This window comes from Cylindrospermum sp. FACHB-282 (assembly GCF_014697195.1).
In the GTDB taxonomy this organism is placed as follows: Bacteria; Cyanobacteriota; Cyanobacteriia; order Cyanobacteriales; family Nostocaceae; genus Cylindrospermum.
The window spans coordinates 39,450-57,361 of record NZ_JACJRJ010000003.1; the positions used below are offsets into that span (position 1 = coordinate 39,450).

Below are 17,912 nucleotides of genomic sequence, written 5' to 3' on the forward strand. Positions count from 1 at the left end.
TTTTACATGATTATTTTAATAAATATGCCAGTTTCTATAGATGAATTTTTACAGCGAATTGGCTCACAGCCAGCAGAAGGAAATACTTGGTCAGCACTTATTACTTCAAGTTTAGATTCTCAAGATTTAGTAGATGATTTAAAAGAAACACTTAGCATTTTTGCAGAGTGTGAAATAGGCTGCTTATCTGCTGAAGATGGAGCAAATATTCTAACTGATAAAATCCAAAATACCGAAGATTATTTAATTCTTTGGAACTTTGAAAAATGGGATAAGAATAATTGGTATCAATTTGATTGTATGAGAAGTGCGCTAATAAAAAAGCGTGGTGTAGTTCTGATTTTATCACCAGAATCAGCAAAAACTATGTTTTCTTATGCTCCAAATATTGTAAGTTGGCTCGGTTCTAGGGTATATTCTTTTTTAAAAGACACAGAATTACTCAGCACTGAAGAAATTGAGGAAAGACTAGCGACACTTCGAGAATGGTCAGGTTTGACTGACTCTCAAGTAATTGAAATGGCTGAAGCGCGAACTTTACCACCTGAACCTGAGTTTGCTGAGTGGCTTGTCCTGCTGGAAAGGGGAGATTTAATTGAGCAGTAAAAGTAACTGGGAGCAAATTTGTGATGATGTACAAGAACGCTTAATAAAAACGACTCTCCTAACTGTCAAAAGTGCTAAAGTCTTGCGGAGTGAGATTTTGCAGTGTTTGACTACAGCATCTAATGATGGTCTTTTAAATGCAAGACTTGACGAAATTTATAAATTACTCAAAATAACCAAACCAACTAAAGGAATTATTGAAATTACCGGAGGGACAGCGAAACTTTAAGCGGCTTAAAGAAATTCCCCATTTTGAACGGGTTGATGGTTGCTGGTTTGATTTTGCAATTTTAGTTGACGAAAAAATTACACCTGCTCAAATTATTGGCTTTGACTTTGAAATAAGATTTTTAGAAGGCAACCCAACAAAATTTATACGTTTTGATCTGAATTTACCAGAACATAATAATGAGGATAAAGGAAAACGATTTCATCTGCATCCGGGTAATGATGATTTGATGATTCATGCTTCCCCGATGTCACCGCTGGAAATTCTACATTTATTTTTATATGATTTAAATATACCCGAACGTCCTCGCAGTTTTTAGTAAGTTTAATACCTCAAACACAGGTTTCCATAACTCCAGAATCACTACTTACCATTGAGATAATAACTCAGAAATAGTTAATTTATCGTCACCCATTAACACTTCTACATCACCATTGGGACGATATATACTCACAGTTAATTTATCTGGATTAATTAATATTTCTACCCTTATTTCCCTCGTTCCCATGCTCTGCGTGGGAATGCATATCTAGAGGCTCTGCCTCTATAATACAGGAGGTAGAACCTCCTTTGAGGGCATTAAGAGTCAGAGCCTGGGAACGAGATTAAGGAAATTATCCTGTTAATTCTTAAATCCTCAAAATCCTGATCTTGAGTTTTCATCTCTCGTTCCCATGCTCTGCGTGGGAATGCATATTTAGAGGCTCTGCCTCTATAATACAGGAGGTAGAACCTCCTTTGAAGGCATTCCCAGTCAGAGACTGGGAACGAGATTAAGGAGATTAACGAAATTATCCTGTTAATCCTTAAATCCTCAAAATCCTGATCATGAATTTTGATTTGAGTGATATAAAAAATATAAATACTTCTTTTGGTATATAAAAATCTTATTCTCTAGTAGAAGTAGATTAAACAACAGCCATTATTGGTAGTAATTAGCTCTAGCTTATAGACGTTAGCAAAATCTATCCTAGGTTATTTAACCAATCTAGCAATCAAGCTAATAATGAAAATAGTACAACATTTTTTTACACGTCAGTAGTGCGACAAATTTTTACTTTAATTCACAAAATATATCTAGTTAGTTAAAATATGACACAAAAAGAGTCTGACATCCAAGGTAACAGATTTAACCAGATAAAATCACCGCAAGTGAGTGAAACAAAGTTATCGGAATTAACCGAACGGCAAGCTTCAGGTGTATCATCGCCGGATTATTCTACAGGGAAAAAAAAACGCCAAAAAGTCAAATCTTTGACAGATGCACCTGATATAGTTTGCCTATCTCATTTACGGTGGAATTTTGTCTATCAAAGACCACAACATCTTCTGAGTCGTTTTGCTCAAGGAAGACGAGTATATTTGATCGAAGAGCCAATTTTTAGCGAAGATTGTTTAGGGCGGCTAGATATCAGTCAAGATGATAGCGGGGTAGTGGTTGTTGTACCACATTTACCACAAGGTTTGAGCGAAGAAGGAGTAAACGCAGATTTACGGGTGTTGATCGATGGATTGTTGGCTGAACAAAACATCAGCGACTATATTTGTTGGTACTACACACCAATGGCGATCGCATTTACAACTCACTTACAACCCCAAGCGATCATCTACGATTGTATGGATGAATTATCTGCCTTCAAAGGAGCATCACCCAAATTAAAGGACTACGAAGCCGAATTATTTCGCCGTGCAGACTTAGTATTTACAGGAGGGCAAAGCCTTTACGAAAGTAAAGTCAACCAGCACCCAAATGTTTATGCCTTTCCCAGCAGTGTAGATGTAGCGCACTTTGCTCAAGCGAGAAATCTTGAAGAACCGGCAGATCAAGCGAATATTCCTCATCCGCGTCTCGGTTTTTTTGGTGTAATTGATGAGAGGATGGATCTCCAACTGTTGCAGGGGATTGCTGAGGCACGTCCTGACTGGCATTTAGTGATGATTGGGCCAGTTGTGAAAATTGAGCCGGCAATTGTGCCGCAGCGTGAAAATATTCATTATCTCGGTTGTAAAGACTATAAACAGCTACCTGCATATTTGGCAGGATGGGATTTAGCGATGTTGCCATTTGCGCGAAATGAAGCAACCCGCTTTATTAGTCCTACTAAAACTCCAGAGTATTTAGCCGCAGCTAAACCCGTGGTTTCTACTTCGATTCGAGATGTTGTACGTCCCTATGGGGAATCAAAACTGGTGCGAATTGCAGACACAGTTGCTGAATTCGTGGCCGCAGCAGAACAGGCAATGCAAGAAGATACAAAAACATCAGAGTGGCTGAATCGAGTAGATGCCTTTTTAGAGAGGATTTCTTGGGATCGGACTTTGGCATCAATGATCAAGCTAATAGACTCGGCCATTGACTCCTCTAGGGTGCGGAGTGCGATTGCGACCCCCAACAAAGAAGATAAAATTAAATCTAATGGTGCTAATGGTGCGATCGCTTTTAGCGGGGCGCAGCCCATCGCTTACTCCCCACCGGAAGCTCAACGTGGTAAACAAACACCCAATATTATTACCAGAGATTTTGTCTTTGATTACCTGATTGTCGGTGCAGGATTTTCTGGTAGTGTCATTGCTGAACGTTTAGCAACTCACTCCGGTAAAAAAGTACTGGTTGTAGATAAGCGTAACCACATCGGCGGTAACGCCTACGATCATTACAACGAAAATGGGATTCTCGTCCATAAATATGGGCCGCATATCTTTCACACCAACTCCCGCGAAGTCTTTGAGTACCTTTCGCGCTTCACCCAATGGCGTGCTTACGAACATCGCGTTCTTGCCAGTGTAGATGGACAACTGGTTCCCATTCCGATCAATCTGGACACTATTAACAAACTCTATGGCATGAACCTCAATTCATTTGAGGCAGAAGAGTTCTTTAAATCACTTGCTGAACCTAAAGAATATATCTACACCTCAGAAGATGTAGTAGTCAGCAAAGTTGGTCGAGTTTTGTATGAAAAATTTTTCCGGGGTTACACCAAAAAGCAATGGGGACTAGATCCATCAGAACTTGATAAATCCGTCATTGCCAGAATTCCCACCCGCACTAATCGTGACGATCGCTATTTCACCGATACTTACCAAGCAATGCCACTACATGGCTTCACCCGGTTGTTTGAGAATATGTTAAATCACCCCAACATCAAGGTGATGCTTAACACCGATTATCGAGAAATTGAGAAAGCGATACCTTGCCGGGAGATGATTTACACCGGGCCAGTTGACGAGTTTTTTGATTATCGCTATGGTCAATTACCCTATCGCTCACTAAATTTCCAGCACGAAACACATAACACCGAAGTATTTCAAAAAGCGCCAGTCATCAACTACCCGAACGAACACCTTTATACCCGTGTCACTGAATTTAAATACCTGACCGGACAGGAACATTCTAAAACTAGCGTCGTTTATGAATTTCCCTCATCAGTTGGCGACCCCTATTATCCCGTACCACGTCCTGAGAATCAGGAGATTTACAAACAATATAAGCAACTAGTAGACACCACACCCGCAATACATTTTGTGGGACGGCTGGCAACCTACAAGTATTACAACATGGATCAATGTGTAGCTCAGGCTTTGTCTGTTTACAAGCAAGTCGCTGTTAAGGCTTAAGCAAAACTTATCTAGCAAGATTATTTGTTGAGGTTGGGCATAGAAAAATTAACCTATGCCCCATCCTCAATCCCCAATTCCCAAATAATTACGAATTAGTATAATTTATGGCTTTTGCCTTGAATCCAAAATATCCCCTGGAAATTTGGGGTGGTGTGGAGTGTACGGTTAATCGTGTGGGTGAAGAGTATTTCGACCAGTTAGAGAGCAATGGCCATGCTAGGCGTTTGGATGACCTAGAGTTGTTTGCTCAACTGGGTATAGTGAAAATCCGCTACCCGGTGCTGTGGGAAAAAGTAGCACCCAATGGGTTAGAAAATGCTGACTGGTCGTGGGCAGATGAGCGGCTTGGAAGGTTGCAAGAACTCGGTATTACTCCGATTGTGGGATTAGTACATCATGGTAGCGGCCCCCGTGACACCAGCTTAGTAGATCCAGAATTTCCCCAGAAATTAGCCGAGTTTGCCCATGGGGTTGCAGAGCGATATCCTTGGGTAAAACATTACACCCCTATAAATGAACCACTGACAACAGCAAGATTCAGTGGGATGTATGGTCACTGGTATCCTCACGGTCGGGATAATTTAACTTTTGCCCGTGCTTTATTAGGTCAATGCCGAGCGATCGCGCTGTCAATGAAGGTAATCCGAGAAATTAACCGCAATGCCCAACTTGTACAAACCGAGGATTTGGGTAAAATTTACAGTACATTGAGGCTAGTTTATCAATCAGGACTAGAAAACCAACGGCGTTGGTTGAGCTTTGATTTATTGTGTGGTTACATTACCCCGATGCATCCCATGTGGGGTTATTTACGCTACTGTGGCATCAGCGAGGGTGAACTAGAAAAAGCTTGCCTTGATAGTTATTGTCCACCGGATATTATTGGCATTAACCATTACCTGACGAGCGATCGCTTTTTGGATGAGCATACAGAAAACTATCCAGCTTTGACCCATGGTGGTAATGGCTGGGACAAGTATGCAGATGTTGAGGCGGTGAGAGTTTGTGCTGAGGGTGTGGCAGGTCCGTATACATTACTACTAGAAGCATGGGAACGCTACAGACTGCCCCTGGCTGTCACTGAAGTTCACCTTAGCTGTACCCGTGAAGAGCAGCTACGCTGGTTTTATGAGGTGTGGAATGCTGCACAGAAATTACAAAATGAAGGTGTAGATGTTCGTGCTATCACAGCTTGGGCGCTTTTAGGCAGTTATGATTGGAATAGTTTAGTAACTCGCTCAGTCGGCTACTACGAATCAGGTGTGTTTGATTTACGTTCACCACGTCCCAGACCAACTGCGATCGCCAAACTAATTCGTAATTTAGCTGCTGGCCATCAACCCAATCATCCATTACTTGATACACCAGGATGGTGGCATCGACCAGAGCGTTTGTTATTCCCAGCTGTTAGTTGTGACAACAGCAGAGCAGAATTTGCTTCTACAGTCCCCTCTGCTCACATCAGCAACCAGCACAAGATATCCCTTGCTTCCCCTCGTCCCCTAGCGATCGTCGGCGCTAGAGGAACATTAGGAAAAGCTTTTGCTCGGTTGTGTCAAGCGCGAGGCATCACATATCGCTTACTGTCACGTCAACAGATGGATATTACCAATCCTACTTCTGTTAATGCAGTGCTGGCGGAGTTGCAGCCCTGGGCAGTTGTTAACGCTGCTGGATATGTGCGAGTAGACGATGCGGAGCGAGAACCCCATATTTGCCTAAAAATCAACACTGAAGGTGCAGAAATCTTAGCTACTGCTTGCGCTCAACATAACGCAGCACTGTTAATGTTTTCTTCAGATTTAGTCTTCAATGGTGCTGTGACTAAGCCTTATGTAGAAACTGATATCGTTGATCCTCTCAATGTATATGGGTGCAGCAAAGTTTTGGCAGAAAAGTTAGTATTACAGGCTTATCCGACATCGCTAGTGATTCGCACCAGTGCATTTTTCGGCCCGTGGGATGAGTACAACTTCGTTACTATCGCCCTACGTCAACTCAGTGCTGGAAATACTTTTGTCGCTGCTGAGGATGCCGTTGTTTCACCTACATACATACCGGATCTTGTTCATGCAAGCCTCGATTTATTAATTGATGGTGAAAGCGGTTTGTGGCACTTGGCAAATACAAGTGCGTCCGAAGGTATCACCTGGGCTGACTTAGCAAGGGTAGCTGCAAAACAAGTCGGTGTCAGTGTCAGCAGTTTAATTGCCCTTCCTACACAAGAACTGGGTTTAATTGCTCGCCGTCCGATTTATAGTGTACTCGGTAGCGATCGCGGCGAATTAATGCCTTGTCTTGACAGTGCCATTTCCCGCTACTTCGATGAGAGAGTTAGTTACTAGTAAGCAATAAGCTAGTAATCCTCTGCGGTGTCCAGGTAGGGCCTTGGCACAGTGGCCCTTCTGGTGTCCAAATGAGTTTATCTAAACAGATTTGCCTCTTATCCATGTTATTCGTCCAAGCATGGTAGACAACATACTCAGTGTTACCATCTGGCCCAAGAACGATAGAATTATGTCCTGGCCCTCTAACAAAATCAGGGACAGACTTTAGCACCCGTGGCCCGGTTTCGTTGCCTGCATCAGAGTAAGGGCCCATTACGTTGTTAGCAACGCCATAATCTACACCGTAATTTTCGGTTTCCCAGCGTCCACCACTATAAAAACAGTAGTATTTACCTTCATGCTGACGAACACAGGGGCCTTCTAAAGTATGCCAATCATAGGTTTTACCGTACATCAAACGGTTGGCTAAAAACCGTTGCCAATCAGATCGCGCACGCAAAACGACTTTCCCCTCACCAGCAAGCTTGGTCATTGTTTGGAGTCGGTCTACAAACAACGCTGTACCGGCACGCACTCCATCGGAAGTATCTAGAAAGTCACGGGCGTAAAACAAATACCACTGTCCATCGTCATCACGAAATGGGTGGGGGTCAATGGCGAAGGAACAGGAATTTGGATCTATAAGCGGTTCACCAATATCTTGATAAGGCCCCAGCGGAGTATCGCTTGTAGCCACACGCAGCTGATGATTTTTGTCTCCATGCCCTACAGAGTAGTAGAGGTAAAATTGGCGATGGGCTTCGCCCCGCTGGAAGCGATCGCAGTAAGCAACTTCGGGGGCCCAAAAATTATCCCCAAGGGCTGGATCTGGTCGCAACAGTGCGTTATCAACAAAATCCCAATTCAAAAAATCAAAGGAACGTAACAAAGGAAAGACACGGGATTTCTTAGTCGAGCTTACTTCGTCTACCGTTCCTTCTGCTTCTGCTGCACCAGTGCCGATCGCATAATATACGCCCTGGTGCTGCCAAAGGAAGGGATCGGCAAAATAACCTTTGTAAACTGGATTAGTATATGTTTGCATCTCAATTTTCTAAGCAATAGCAAAAAAAGAAAATAATTTAAAACTCAGCACTAGACATATAGCAATCCTATTTGATTTGTGAACAGTTTTTTTTAAACGAACCGCCAAGACGCCCGCGCGCAGCGATGCCCGTTGGCGTAAGCCTGCCGTTAGGCATAGGGCTGTAGAACGCCAAGGGAAAGAGAATAATCAGAGAGGTTGCAAGTTTCACAAATGATTTAGGATTGCTATAGATTTTGCTTTGTGTCTTCGTGCCTTTCTGATGAATAAAATCACTTTTTCAGCACAAGGCACAAAGAAGAGTATGACTAAATTGGCTAGTATTTGAAATTCACGTAAGTTTCGGCTTTGTTTTGAGGTAAGCTTTCTACCACCTGACACCGCAGCATCTGCCGTAACTCCACTGGGAGGCTTTCATAATAGTCTTGTGGGAGAGTCAAATCTACCTTTGGTGTGTGCAGCCAATGCATAACGTAGCCCATAACTATCATAGGTCGTGGCTGGTTTGTCCGATTTGGGGAACCCCGGTGTAGTGCCAAAGGCGATCGCACCATCACATCACCAGGCTGCATATAAAAAGATTCCAAAGGAATTTCACCGCTAGCAACCTTTTGTAATCCCTCTTCTCGTGGTAGCAGATGGGTTCCCCGCGCCATTTGAAACGGGCCGTTGTCTGGGGTTACTTCTACAAGAGGGAAGTTGACTGCTAGGGCGTAAAGAGGTGTAACTATGGGATCACAAAACAACGGGCGAAAATCCCTATGAGTTTCCTGATAATCTGAACCCTGAAACGGGATATCAACCCCTAACTGAACCATCACGTATTCTTGGTAAAACACGCGCTCTAGGACACCCATAACTACTGAGTTGGCAAAAACTAATTCATTAGCAAATGGGTCAATCCAAGGCAAGGTTAGATAATAGCGGGAAATTTCACGGGGAGCCAACCCACCTGGTTGATTTTGACGTTCGTGAAATAATTTTTCAAAAGCTTCTAACCACTCGTCAATCAATTTTTGCTCAAAAAGACCAGGAATCACACAAATTCCGTCTCGATTCAGTTCTTGAGCTAATCGATCTAGGTCGGTAGCTGAATATTTCGCCATACCGCCTAAACTTTGAACCATTTCTCTTCACCTCGTTCATGGACAACTTTCGAGTCGGATGGAAATCAGACTCTCACAGCAATTTTTTGTAATTGCTTGTAGATAATAGCGCATTACTTTGATATTTATTTTGTTAATTTTAATAACAATTACTGTTAGCAATTTCAAAATTTTAGAAACAAGTTGCCTAAGCTATTCGGCAAAAGAAAATAATATTAATACCCATAATTTTGCAGATAAATAGCCAATAATAGCCCCCCATGAAGCAAATTAGTCATTGGAGGCTGGGAGCCAGGAAAGCGGTGTTTTAATGGTTTGTTCGCACTGCTACACTGTCACCTGGTGTGGAAGGCCATCTCACCGTCAGAATAGTACAGTCCGACTGAGCAACCCAACAATGTGGCACACCCGCACACCACAGCACATAATCACCCTCACGAGATAAAGTAATCTCCCTATCCTCAAACTGAAGGCAAAATTCTCCATTGATCAAGATGGAAAGAGTAGCGGCTTGATTATTTATTGCCCACTCAGTTCTACAGTCTCCTGCTTGATGAACACCCCACTTTACCTCTAATGCTGTAGTTGAGCGAGGATCGTCATCTGGGGTGATGAAGTACCCCATAAACCAACCCCAGCGATTTGCACCTTCGCTCACAGCATTCCCAAAAATAACTTTAGGCTGCATCACTTACCTCGAAGGAAGGTACTAAAATTCGCCCCGCATAACCTGCATAGTTAAATTGTTCAAGAACTTGAGTTGCGGCTTTTTCTTCACCTAATGCCACTAACGCCACACAAGCCCCACCAAAACCTGCACCAGTTAGCCTTGCACCAAATACGCCTGGGGTTTTCTGCAAAATTTCTACCAATGTATCCAATGCTGGTACAGAAACTTCATAATCATCCCGCAAACTAGTATGGGATGCGTTCATCAACTCACCAAAACGCTCAGGTGTTACTCCCTGCAAAACTTCTAAGACACCGTTATTTTCTGTCACCACATGACGAGCGCGACGGTTTAATGGTTCTGGTAATGCTTCTGTCTCCTTAGCATTAGTGATATCTCGTAGTGCCTTGACTGCCAATAATTGCGCCGCCTCCTGACACTCAGCACGACGTTGGTTATACCCGCTAGTAGCTAGGGTGCGGGGTACACCGCTATCTATAACTAAAATCGTTGTTTTGCTGGGAAAAGGTAGTACACGACGTTCTAGAGTTCGAGTATCTAAAAACAAAATATGTTGAGTATCAGCAAGGCTGGAAGCCATTTGATCCATGATGCCGCATTGTACGCCCGCATAGTGAATTTCTGCTTGTTGGGCAAGTTGGGCAACTTCTACGTCATCAATTGGGAGCTTCAAAAGTTGGCGAATTGCGCGGATTGTTGCTACTTCCAAAGCTGCACTGCTAGATAAACCTGCACCCATAGGAACTGATGATTGGACGTACACATTCAGCGAAGGAATGGTGTATTCTGCTTTTTTCAAAACTTCAATACAGCCATAAATATAGCTTGCAAATCCAGAAGGCGTATGATTAATGTCTAAAATAGTCACACGTTCTTGAATATTTTCTGAATAAAAGTGGTGTTGTCCATCATCACTCAAACTTAGCTGTACCGTTGTTTGTTGAGGAATCGCTGTCGGCAGAACAAAACCATCGTTGTAGTCGGTATGTTCACCAAGTAAATTCACCCTTCCAGGGGCGCTGGCTTGAGCTTCAGGTGGTTTATTAAATATTTGTGAAAATGCCATAATTGCTCTTGGTTTGCCAAATTATTTTTCTAACGGTACAGCGCGTAATCTTCCTGCTACCTCAACACTAGGAAAGTTTGGATCAAAAGTCAGATTTTCTAAGTTTCCATCCTTGAGAATGACAAAAGTATCTTCAACCTTCGCGCCTCTTATACTGGGATTCCACGCAATAGCCATGTTTTCGGTCAAAAAGTCCTTTGTAAGTGGAGTTGCTACAATTTCTCTGGCTAAATAACCTGTAGTTCCTCCCTGGTGATGTTCGCGGATAGCATGAGCAAAACCATGCTGTTCATAAGCTTGAGCTAGACGATAATAAATTGTGTCGAGAGTCGTTCCGCTTTGACACAAGGAAAGTACTTCAGCTTCTATTTCGCGGACATGACGATGTAATTGGGCGGATTCATCTGCAAGTTTGCCAAAACTGACAAATCTTGTGAGGTTGGCATACAATCCGTACCCTCTAGCGCAAAATACCAGCATTGCTTGTTGTCCAATCTTTTCTGCCGTGGGTGTAGCATGACGATATAAAGGTAAACGCCTTTCACCAGCCACTAATGTCACGGCTGGATGTAAACCTCTCGTCCACAAGGCTTCTGCACCGGCACCTGCTAACTGATATTCTGTCCAAGTAGGTTGAGCCGCTTGTAGCACTTCTGTCATGGCTGCGCTGGCTTTTTGTCCTATTTGGCGATATCTTTCTAGCTCAGATGGCAATAATACCCGCTTATATTGTTGTAGAGAGTGGGGTATTGGTTGCTCTAAATGAGAAAGAGGGCGTTCGCTAATAATTTTCCCACCATCTGTAGCATCACGGACAAAAGTCTCACGGGCAGCAGGATCAGCCCAAGGGTTGATGTGTAGCTTAAAATTAGTTGGTAGTTCTTCATCTTGTAGCCGCTGGGCTTCAATTTCATCCGTCAATATCCATGCATCTTGGCCTGTGACTAACAATTCTGCTACGCCAGTTTCAGCAGTCAGCAGTACGGTGTTAGAAGCGCCAGCAGTAGCCCAAGCAAACCAATCTGTACCACGTAGACGCACACCCTGTACCTCAGTTTGGGAGAGGGTTTCCCTGATTAACTCTAACTTGGTGGAGACTTCTTCGTTCATAGGAAAAACTCAGATAGATACAGATAATTATCCAGTTCATCTGGGTCTGTCTGCGTCTGTCTGAGGTTTTGAACTGAGGGTTCCTGGTGCAGATACTTTTTAGTTTTGAATGAACTACCCCAATCTGGCTTCGCCTGAGATTGGGGTTTCTACATCCCCCAAGTCATTAGTGACGAAGTTGCTTTGGGATTTCTGACGCTTCATTGCCCCTAGTTGCTTCATGCTTCCAGCTTGCTTACGCGCCTTGGTGGATGAAGTAGAGCTAGACGGCTCTGCGTCTACGAGGCTAGTTCCTAACCCCGGCAGTGTTCCTTTAGCCCAGTAAAGCATTACTTCAGCAGCAGCGATATCACGGTCTTGAACATATCCACAGGTATCACACTTGTGAGTCCTGATATCGAGTGTCTTTTTATGTTGGTGTCCACACTGGGGGCAGGTTTGAGAAGGTTTCACCTGTCGTGTTGGAACTTCTACAAATAGACCTCCAATCTGCTCAACTTTGTACTTGATGGTGCTACGTAGCAGACCAAAACCTACATCAAGAATGGATTTATTCAGACCTGCTTTTTGTTTCTTTCGCTTGCCTTCTTGACGCAGTTGTTCATGGGGGAAACCCCCAAGACCACACTGCGTCGCTTTCTTAGCCTTACTGGTCATGTTTTTGACTTCTAGCTTTTCCGTTGCAACGAAGCTATTACTGCTCAGGATTTCTGCTGCAACTTGATGTACCCAATCTTGACGTTTGTTAGCAACTTTTCGAGTTAGTTTACTAACCTTTGCTTGGGCTTTTTTGTATCTTCTAGAAGACTTGATTTTTTTGTTTCTATTTGGTGCGCGTTTGCGTCTCTTCTCAAAAGATGCTTTTTTGATTTGATGTTCAGCTTTTCTTAAAAATTTAGGAGCCTTGATTTGTTGATGATTCTCTCCATCAGTAATTGATAACGCTGAATCGCAACCCAAATCAATACCAATCGCACCCGTTGGTAGAATTTCAGGTCTGAGAACTTGGTCTAAAACATCAACCGTGATTGAGGCGTACCACTTACCATTACGATAAACAATAGTACAAGTAGTAGGCTTACCCCAATACTTAGCTTGTCCACGCATCTGAATACGCCCAATTTTAGATAAATTGAGATACCCATTTTCGCCGTTTGACTCGACAGAATAACCGCTTTTAGCGGGGTATGTCCACCCTGAATAATGGCAAATTGATTTGAATCTTGGACCCTTACCAAGCCCTTTGAACCAACGCTCAAAAGCAAAATCAACACGCTTCAAAGTTGCCTGTAAAGCTTGAGAGTTGATTTCCTTATACTCAGTCCAAACCTCTTTGAAAGCTGGTAAACAATTTTGTTGCTCAAAGTAATCAACCTTGTGGTTAAATTTTTGATATTGAGTAAATCTGTTGTTGACTGCGGCATTGAATAAGTCCTTGTGAAGCTTCCGATGATACCGCATTTTTTTTTCTATTTGAGTATTTGGATATAACCGAAAGGTCATTCTTCTAGTAGCCACAGTCTAATCACCCCCTTGTTTGAATTTTCTGGTGTTGTTATAACTACACTAACATGAATATGAGCAGGTTAGGCGTACATCATGAAGAAAAAAAGATTGAATTGTCTTCTTACCGACCGTAGGTATTACAAGCTAGTATTATTGTCTGCCGAAATGGATAGAACTATTACAAGTCTTGTTGATGAGTGGATAGATTCGTTGCCTGAGCCAAAAAATAAAGATTGTTGATTCCTCATACATCCATTTCCTCATCAACCTAGCAGTTGATATTGGTCATAGATGCAATCGTCATCAACCGCTATTCATCCCCACCCTACTTCGTTGAGGGGTGGGGACTTTCGCGTTACGTTAAAGTAGGTTGGGTTGAGGCAATGCGTTACCCAATATTTTTCCAGCGTTGGGTTATGCGTTGCTCAACCCAATCTACACAAATAGATTTTATTATAAGTCTTCATCCGAACACGGTATAACTACTGTATTAATCTATATCTAATTTTCTAACCAGTTCTCTAATTGTAAGTTAGGGATATTAGTAAAGTCTTTGATGTTATTAGTTACGAGAATATCATGGCGAGAACGAGCAACAGCAGCAATTAATGCATCTAATTCCCCAGTTGGTTTACCAATTTTTTTGAGTTCGCTTTGAATATTGCCAAATTCAATAGCTGCCTCTAAGTCAAATGTTTCTATTAGTAATAAGTCGATAAACTGCTGCAAAGTTTCCAGGTTCTTGGCTACCTGTTGAGAATAGTAAACGCCTTTATAAAGTTCCGCAACTATAATTGTAGATAGATAACATTGGCTAAAATAGCGATTAAATTTCTCCACTGCTTGGGAATTCTCTTTGAGTAGTGCAATGCAAATATTAGTGTCTAACAGGTAGATTAGCCGTTATTCTGATCATCAATTGAGTTTAGGGTTCTACCTTGGTAAGTATGGCGTTGTTGGTCAATCTCTGCAAATATTTCTGTTAAATCTGGTTGATTTTTCCACACTCCAAATAATTTATTTAATTTAGCTAATCTCTTCTCTTCTGTTAAATTTAGTTTTGGGTCGGGTATTTGCTTTTGAATAAATTCTAAGTCTAGAATTATTTCTGTTCCATCGGGAATATTATTAAGTTGTTCTAATATCTCAATATTTTGACCGCGTTTTATACCTTTAATTTTCATGTTTATTTTCCCTTTTGATTGTGATGACAGCAATTTGACATTATAGCATATTTGCTTAACGAGATAAAGGAAATGAGGCGCATCCTTGATGAAATGCGCCTTTTTTAAGAGGGCTGTTTTGTTTTGCCTTTATGCGGAAATTGGCATTCGGAGATTGACATTCACTGCTTGTAACTCTTTAGCTTTTTCCTCTGGTAAAGCATCATTGGCAAACATCCCGGCTGCGAGTTCAGTTCCTGCTAAATACTTCAGTTTGTCACTGGTGCGGTATGGGGGATAAAACTCGGCGTGTAAATGCGCTTCAGGATGTGGTAAACCATCCGTGGGTGCTTGAAACCAAGCCATTAAATAAGGGAAAGGGCGATTCCACAAGCCATCATATTTGAGAGTGATGGTTTTTAAGGCTTTGGCAAGTCCCAACCGTTGTTTTGGGGTAAGTTCTGTAAAACTGCTAACTGGCTGAATTGGTGCTACCCAAACTTCGTAGGGGTAACGAGCGCATACTGGGACAAAGGCGATCGCCTCCTCATCCTGATAAATAATCCGCTGATTTTCAGCAATCTCCTTCTCAATTAAATCTTGCAGTAACCCCCGCTGATGTTCTTGATAATACTGCTGCTGCATTGACAACATCCGTGCAGGAACAGGTGGGATAAAAGGATAGGCGTAAATTTGCCCGTGGGGGTGGTGCAAAGTTACACCTACTTCTACACCCTTGTTTTCAAAGGGCAGCACGTACTGAATTTGCGGATTAGCTCCCAGTTCCCTTGTGCGATCGCCCCACACTTCCAACAGCAAATCTAGATGTTCCAACTCTAAGGAACTCAGGGAGGCGTGGGCATCTTGAGTAAAAACCACTACCTCACAGGCTCCATTAGCTGGTAAGGTGGCCACGATGCTATCAGGTGGATTGTTCGCTGTGGGAATCATCGAGGGAAAGCGATTATCGAACACTGCCACGTCATACTTACCTTGAGGCATTTCTGTGGGAAACTTGGGGTCGATGGTAGGAGCGAGGGGGTTATATTCTGGGGGCGGCATAAATGTCCGCCCTTGACGGTGACTGGCATAAGCTACCCATTCCCCACGCAGGGGATGCCAGCGCAAATGCGGATTTGCTTGTACTGGCTCATTACTAGGACTAGTGGCTTGTAGCTGGCTAGGAATTGGGTAGCGACTGTATAACTTGAGTTTGCGTCCGTCTGGCTTTAACAGCTTGTGGAAGTACATAATCCTTGTCCTGAGAGGGTTGCAGCACGGATTGCTTCAATGGGAAATTTCGGTGTGCGATCGCTGTACAACAAACCGTTAGCTTCTTGAAAGGTATCTGTGAATTGCGTGTAACAGAATCCGCTGAATAGCTCAAGGTTATTCACTGTTTCGAGCAGAGCAGCGTATTTCATTTCTAGTTCGGAGATATTCGAGCAGTTTTCATATCCCCAAGCTTGATCTGCATCAGGTTCATCAGCAGGGACATAAGCGATCCCACCAAACTCGGTCAACATCACTGGTTGTCCCTGATGGGGATAGTTATCCAAGGTGAGGATGCGTCCTCCAGGGCGGCTACGCTCAAACAGATCCGATATCTGAATATCCCCTCTGTAGCGATGGGCTAATCGCTCAGGCTGGCGTTCATAGTCGTGGATAGCGAGAATATCGGTATCTGTACTTTCCCAACCATCATTACCAATTACTGGGCGAGTCGGATCGAGAGTTTTTGTTAGATGATACATTGCCAATACGTAGTTGCGGTGAGCCGCCGTTTCAACTAAATTTGGCACTCCCCAGGATTCGTTAAACGGCACCCATGCCACAATACATGGATGGCTAACATCTCGCTTGATGATTTCCGTCCACTCATGGGTCATGCGTTCCACTGCTTTTGGCGTAAAGCGGTAGGCGCTGGGCATCTCCTCCCATACTAACAACCCTAAAACATCTGCCCAATATAAAAAGCGGGGGTCTTCAATTTTTTGGTGTTTGCGTACTCCGTTAAAGCCCATTGCTTTGACGAGTTCTACATCATGCCGCAATGCTTGGTTACTGGGTGGGGTCATTAATGTATCAGTCCAGTAACCTTGGTCGAGAACCAGCCGCAGATAGTAGGGACGACCATTGAGCATAAAGCGATCGCGCTGAATACTGACAGTTCGCATCGCTGTATAAGATTCCACTTCATCTAGCAGCTGGTCTTTGTACCATAACTGAATTTCAGCATCTATCAGTGTGGGCCTTTCTGGACTCCACAGTAATTCATTGCGACAGTCGTCAATACCCGGATCACCAAGAGCAATACGGCGGCTAATCTCCCCACTGAATACCTCGTATGTATCGCTCGCTAACACCAGACCGTCAACGCTCAGTTTAACTTTAATTTGTACACCCGAAGCAGGTACATCACCTGCCAGCCCAGCTTCAAACCCAATTTCCCACCGTTCGCAATCAGGAAGCCAACGCAGATGACCGAGATAAGTCACACCCACGCGCTCTAGCCACACTGTCTGCCAAATACCACTGGTGCGAGGATACCAAATACTGTGCGGTTTCAACTGCCAATCCTGTTTACCACGCGGTTTGGCGAGGTCGTGAGGATCATCTTGTGCCCAGACTGTGACTTTCGTTGTACCACTGTCGTTTAAGGCATGAGTAATGTCGAGGCTGAAAGGTGTATGTCCGCCTTCATGCTCGGCTATATATTGATCGTTTACCCACACACGAGCGCGATAGTCCACAGCGCCAAAATGTAAAAGTAACCTACCTTCCCCAATCGGCGTTTCAAATTCCCGCTCGTACCAGCAGTTTGTGTGGAAACCGCGATCGCCAATCCCACTTTTGGTAGATTCAGGAGCAAAGGGAACTTCTATATAGTGAGGCCATTGGCTAAAATTACTGGGTTGGACACATTTTCCCTCATCATCAAATGCGAATTTCCACAGCCCATTTAAAGTTTGCCACTGTGCGCGTTTTAACAATGGTCGAGGGTGTGCTGCTGCTTTGGAGGCTAAAAAATTACTATCAAGTTTAGAGGGTAATTTTAATTCACGATTTTTTAAATCCAACAATCTCATCAAATTTCCTCCCTATCCATAACTTAATCAACCCCTGCTATAGGTTAAATTTAGACCCAAATATTGGGTCGCCATATTCACCAGCATGAGTTTTTACACCATCATTTATTGGTCAGTTCTAACTAGTAGCGTTGTATTTTTTCTTAGCAAACACTATTACCTTCAGCACTTGAAGTGTTGAGATATGACAATAAGTTTAGCTGCTCCTAGCTCGTGACATTATGGCACATAGATCATCAATCCTTGTCAGGTCAACCAGAAAAAACCTATTAAATTTGGCTGGCTACTAACTATCGCAAATCCGCCAAACTAAACTAGTTATCATAACAATTTTATTGAGATAAATTATTTAA

The 17,912-nt window shown here is 43.1% G+C and carries 16 protein-coding genes; 5 read left to right on the plus strand and 11 right to left on the minus strand.

What is annotated here, in order from left to right; all coding sequences use genetic code 11:
• The first annotated feature begins 6 nt into the window (after positions 1-6).
• From H6G32_RS02230 to H6G32_RS26440, 3 genes are read left to right on the plus strand one after another with little or no spacing between them, the layout of a single operon-like run.
• The gene (locus H6G32_RS02230; RefSeq protein WP_190454121.1) at positions 7-606 is read left to right on the plus strand and encodes an ABC transporter permease; all 600 of its coding nucleotides are present in this window, start codon (positions 7-9) and stop codon (positions 604-606) included.
• Positions 596-835, plus strand: coding sequence for a hypothetical protein (locus tag H6G32_RS26435; protein ID WP_199327964.1), 240 nt, complete (start codon positions 596-598; stop codon positions 833-835). The genes H6G32_RS02230 and H6G32_RS26435 overlap by 11 nt, the downstream gene beginning before the upstream one ends.
• A complete protein-coding gene (locus H6G32_RS26440) occupies positions 804-1,154 on the plus strand; it encodes a hypothetical protein (protein WP_199327965.1) in 351 nt (116 codons plus the stop codon). The genes H6G32_RS26435 and H6G32_RS26440 overlap by 32 nt, the downstream gene beginning before the upstream one ends.
• Positions 1,155-1,202: 48 nt before the next feature.
• On the opposite strand, the gene H6G32_RS02240 is transcribed toward H6G32_RS26440, so the two are convergent.
• The gene (locus H6G32_RS02240; RefSeq protein WP_190454124.1) at positions 1,203-1,343 is read right to left on the minus strand and encodes a hypothetical protein; all 141 of its coding nucleotides are present in this window, start codon (positions 1,341-1,343) and stop codon (positions 1,203-1,205) included.
• 584 nt (positions 1,344-1,927) lie between these two features.
• Between H6G32_RS02240 and glf the strand changes: the two genes are divergently transcribed.
• Positions 1,928-4,453 carry a UDP-galactopyranose mutase gene (glf, locus tag H6G32_RS02245; RefSeq protein ID WP_190454127.1) on the plus strand — a complete coding sequence of 842 codons (2,526 nt, stop codon included), beginning with the start codon at positions 1,928-1,930 and terminating at the stop codon, positions 4,451-4,453.
• Positions 4,454-4,560: 107 nt separating this feature from the next.
• A complete protein-coding gene (locus H6G32_RS02250; RefSeq protein WP_190454130.1) occupies positions 4,561-6,801 on the plus strand; it encodes a family 1 glycosylhydrolase in 2,241 nt (746 codons plus the stop codon).
• Here H6G32_RS02250 and H6G32_RS02255 read toward each other — a convergent pair.
• The 10 genes from H6G32_RS02255 to H6G32_RS02300 all read right to left on the minus strand — a co-directional run bounded on the left by H6G32_RS02255 (position 6,791) and on the right by H6G32_RS02300 (position 17,559).
• Positions 6,791-7,828 carry a glycoside hydrolase family 43 protein gene (locus H6G32_RS02255; protein WP_190454132.1) on the minus strand — a complete coding sequence of 346 codons (1,038 nt, stop codon included), beginning with the start codon at positions 7,826-7,828 and terminating at the stop codon, positions 6,791-6,793. The genes H6G32_RS02250 and H6G32_RS02255 overlap by 11 nt on opposite strands.
• Before the next feature lie 317 nt (positions 7,829-8,145).
• A complete protein-coding gene (locus H6G32_RS02260; RefSeq protein WP_190454135.1) occupies positions 8,146-8,955 on the minus strand; it encodes a phytanoyl-CoA dioxygenase family protein in 810 nt (269 codons plus the stop codon).
• Positions 8,956-9,241: 286 nt separating this feature from the next.
• On the minus strand, positions 9,242-9,622 hold the full coding sequence (locus H6G32_RS02265; RefSeq protein WP_190454137.1) for a cupin domain-containing protein: 381 nt from the start codon (positions 9,620-9,622) through the stop codon (positions 9,242-9,244).
• Positions 9,612-10,691: a galactokinase gene (gene galK / locus H6G32_RS02270; protein ID WP_190454140.1), complete on the minus strand. Its 1,080-nt coding sequence runs from the start codon at positions 10,689-10,691 to the stop codon at positions 9,612-9,614. Before galK ends, H6G32_RS02265 begins: the two co-directional genes overlap by 11 nt.
• Before the next feature lie 21 nt (positions 10,692-10,712).
• A complete protein-coding gene (locus H6G32_RS02275; protein ID WP_190454143.1) occupies positions 10,713-11,801 on the minus strand; it encodes a M24 family metallopeptidase in 1,089 nt (362 codons plus the stop codon).
• A 114-nt stretch (positions 11,802-11,915) separates the two neighbouring features.
• Complete coding sequence (locus H6G32_RS02280) at positions 11,916-13,304, minus strand: RNA-guided endonuclease InsQ/TnpB family protein (protein ID WP_190454147.1); 1,389 nt, start codon at positions 13,302-13,304, stop codon at positions 11,916-11,918.
• A 504-nt stretch (positions 13,305-13,808) separates the two neighbouring features.
• Positions 13,809-14,204: a type II toxin-antitoxin system VapC family toxin gene (locus H6G32_RS02285; protein ID WP_190454493.1), complete on the minus strand. Its 396-nt coding sequence runs from the start codon at positions 14,202-14,204 to the stop codon at positions 13,809-13,811.
• Positions 14,204-14,491: a hypothetical protein gene (locus H6G32_RS02290; protein WP_190454149.1), complete on the minus strand. Its 288-nt coding sequence runs from the start codon at positions 14,489-14,491 to the stop codon at positions 14,204-14,206. Before H6G32_RS02290 ends, H6G32_RS02285 begins: the two co-directional genes overlap by 1 nt.
• 129 nt (positions 14,492-14,620) lie before the next feature.
• Positions 14,621-15,721: a galactose-1-phosphate uridylyltransferase gene (galT, locus tag H6G32_RS02295; protein ID WP_190454151.1), complete on the minus strand. Its 1,101-nt coding sequence runs from the start codon at positions 15,719-15,721 to the stop codon at positions 14,621-14,623.
• On the minus strand, positions 15,700-17,559 hold the full coding sequence (locus H6G32_RS02300) for a glycoside hydrolase family 2 protein (RefSeq protein WP_190454154.1): 1,860 nt from the start codon (positions 17,557-17,559) through the stop codon (positions 15,700-15,702). Before H6G32_RS02300 ends, galT begins: the two co-directional genes overlap by 22 nt.
• Positions 17,560-17,912: the final 353 nt, after the last annotated feature.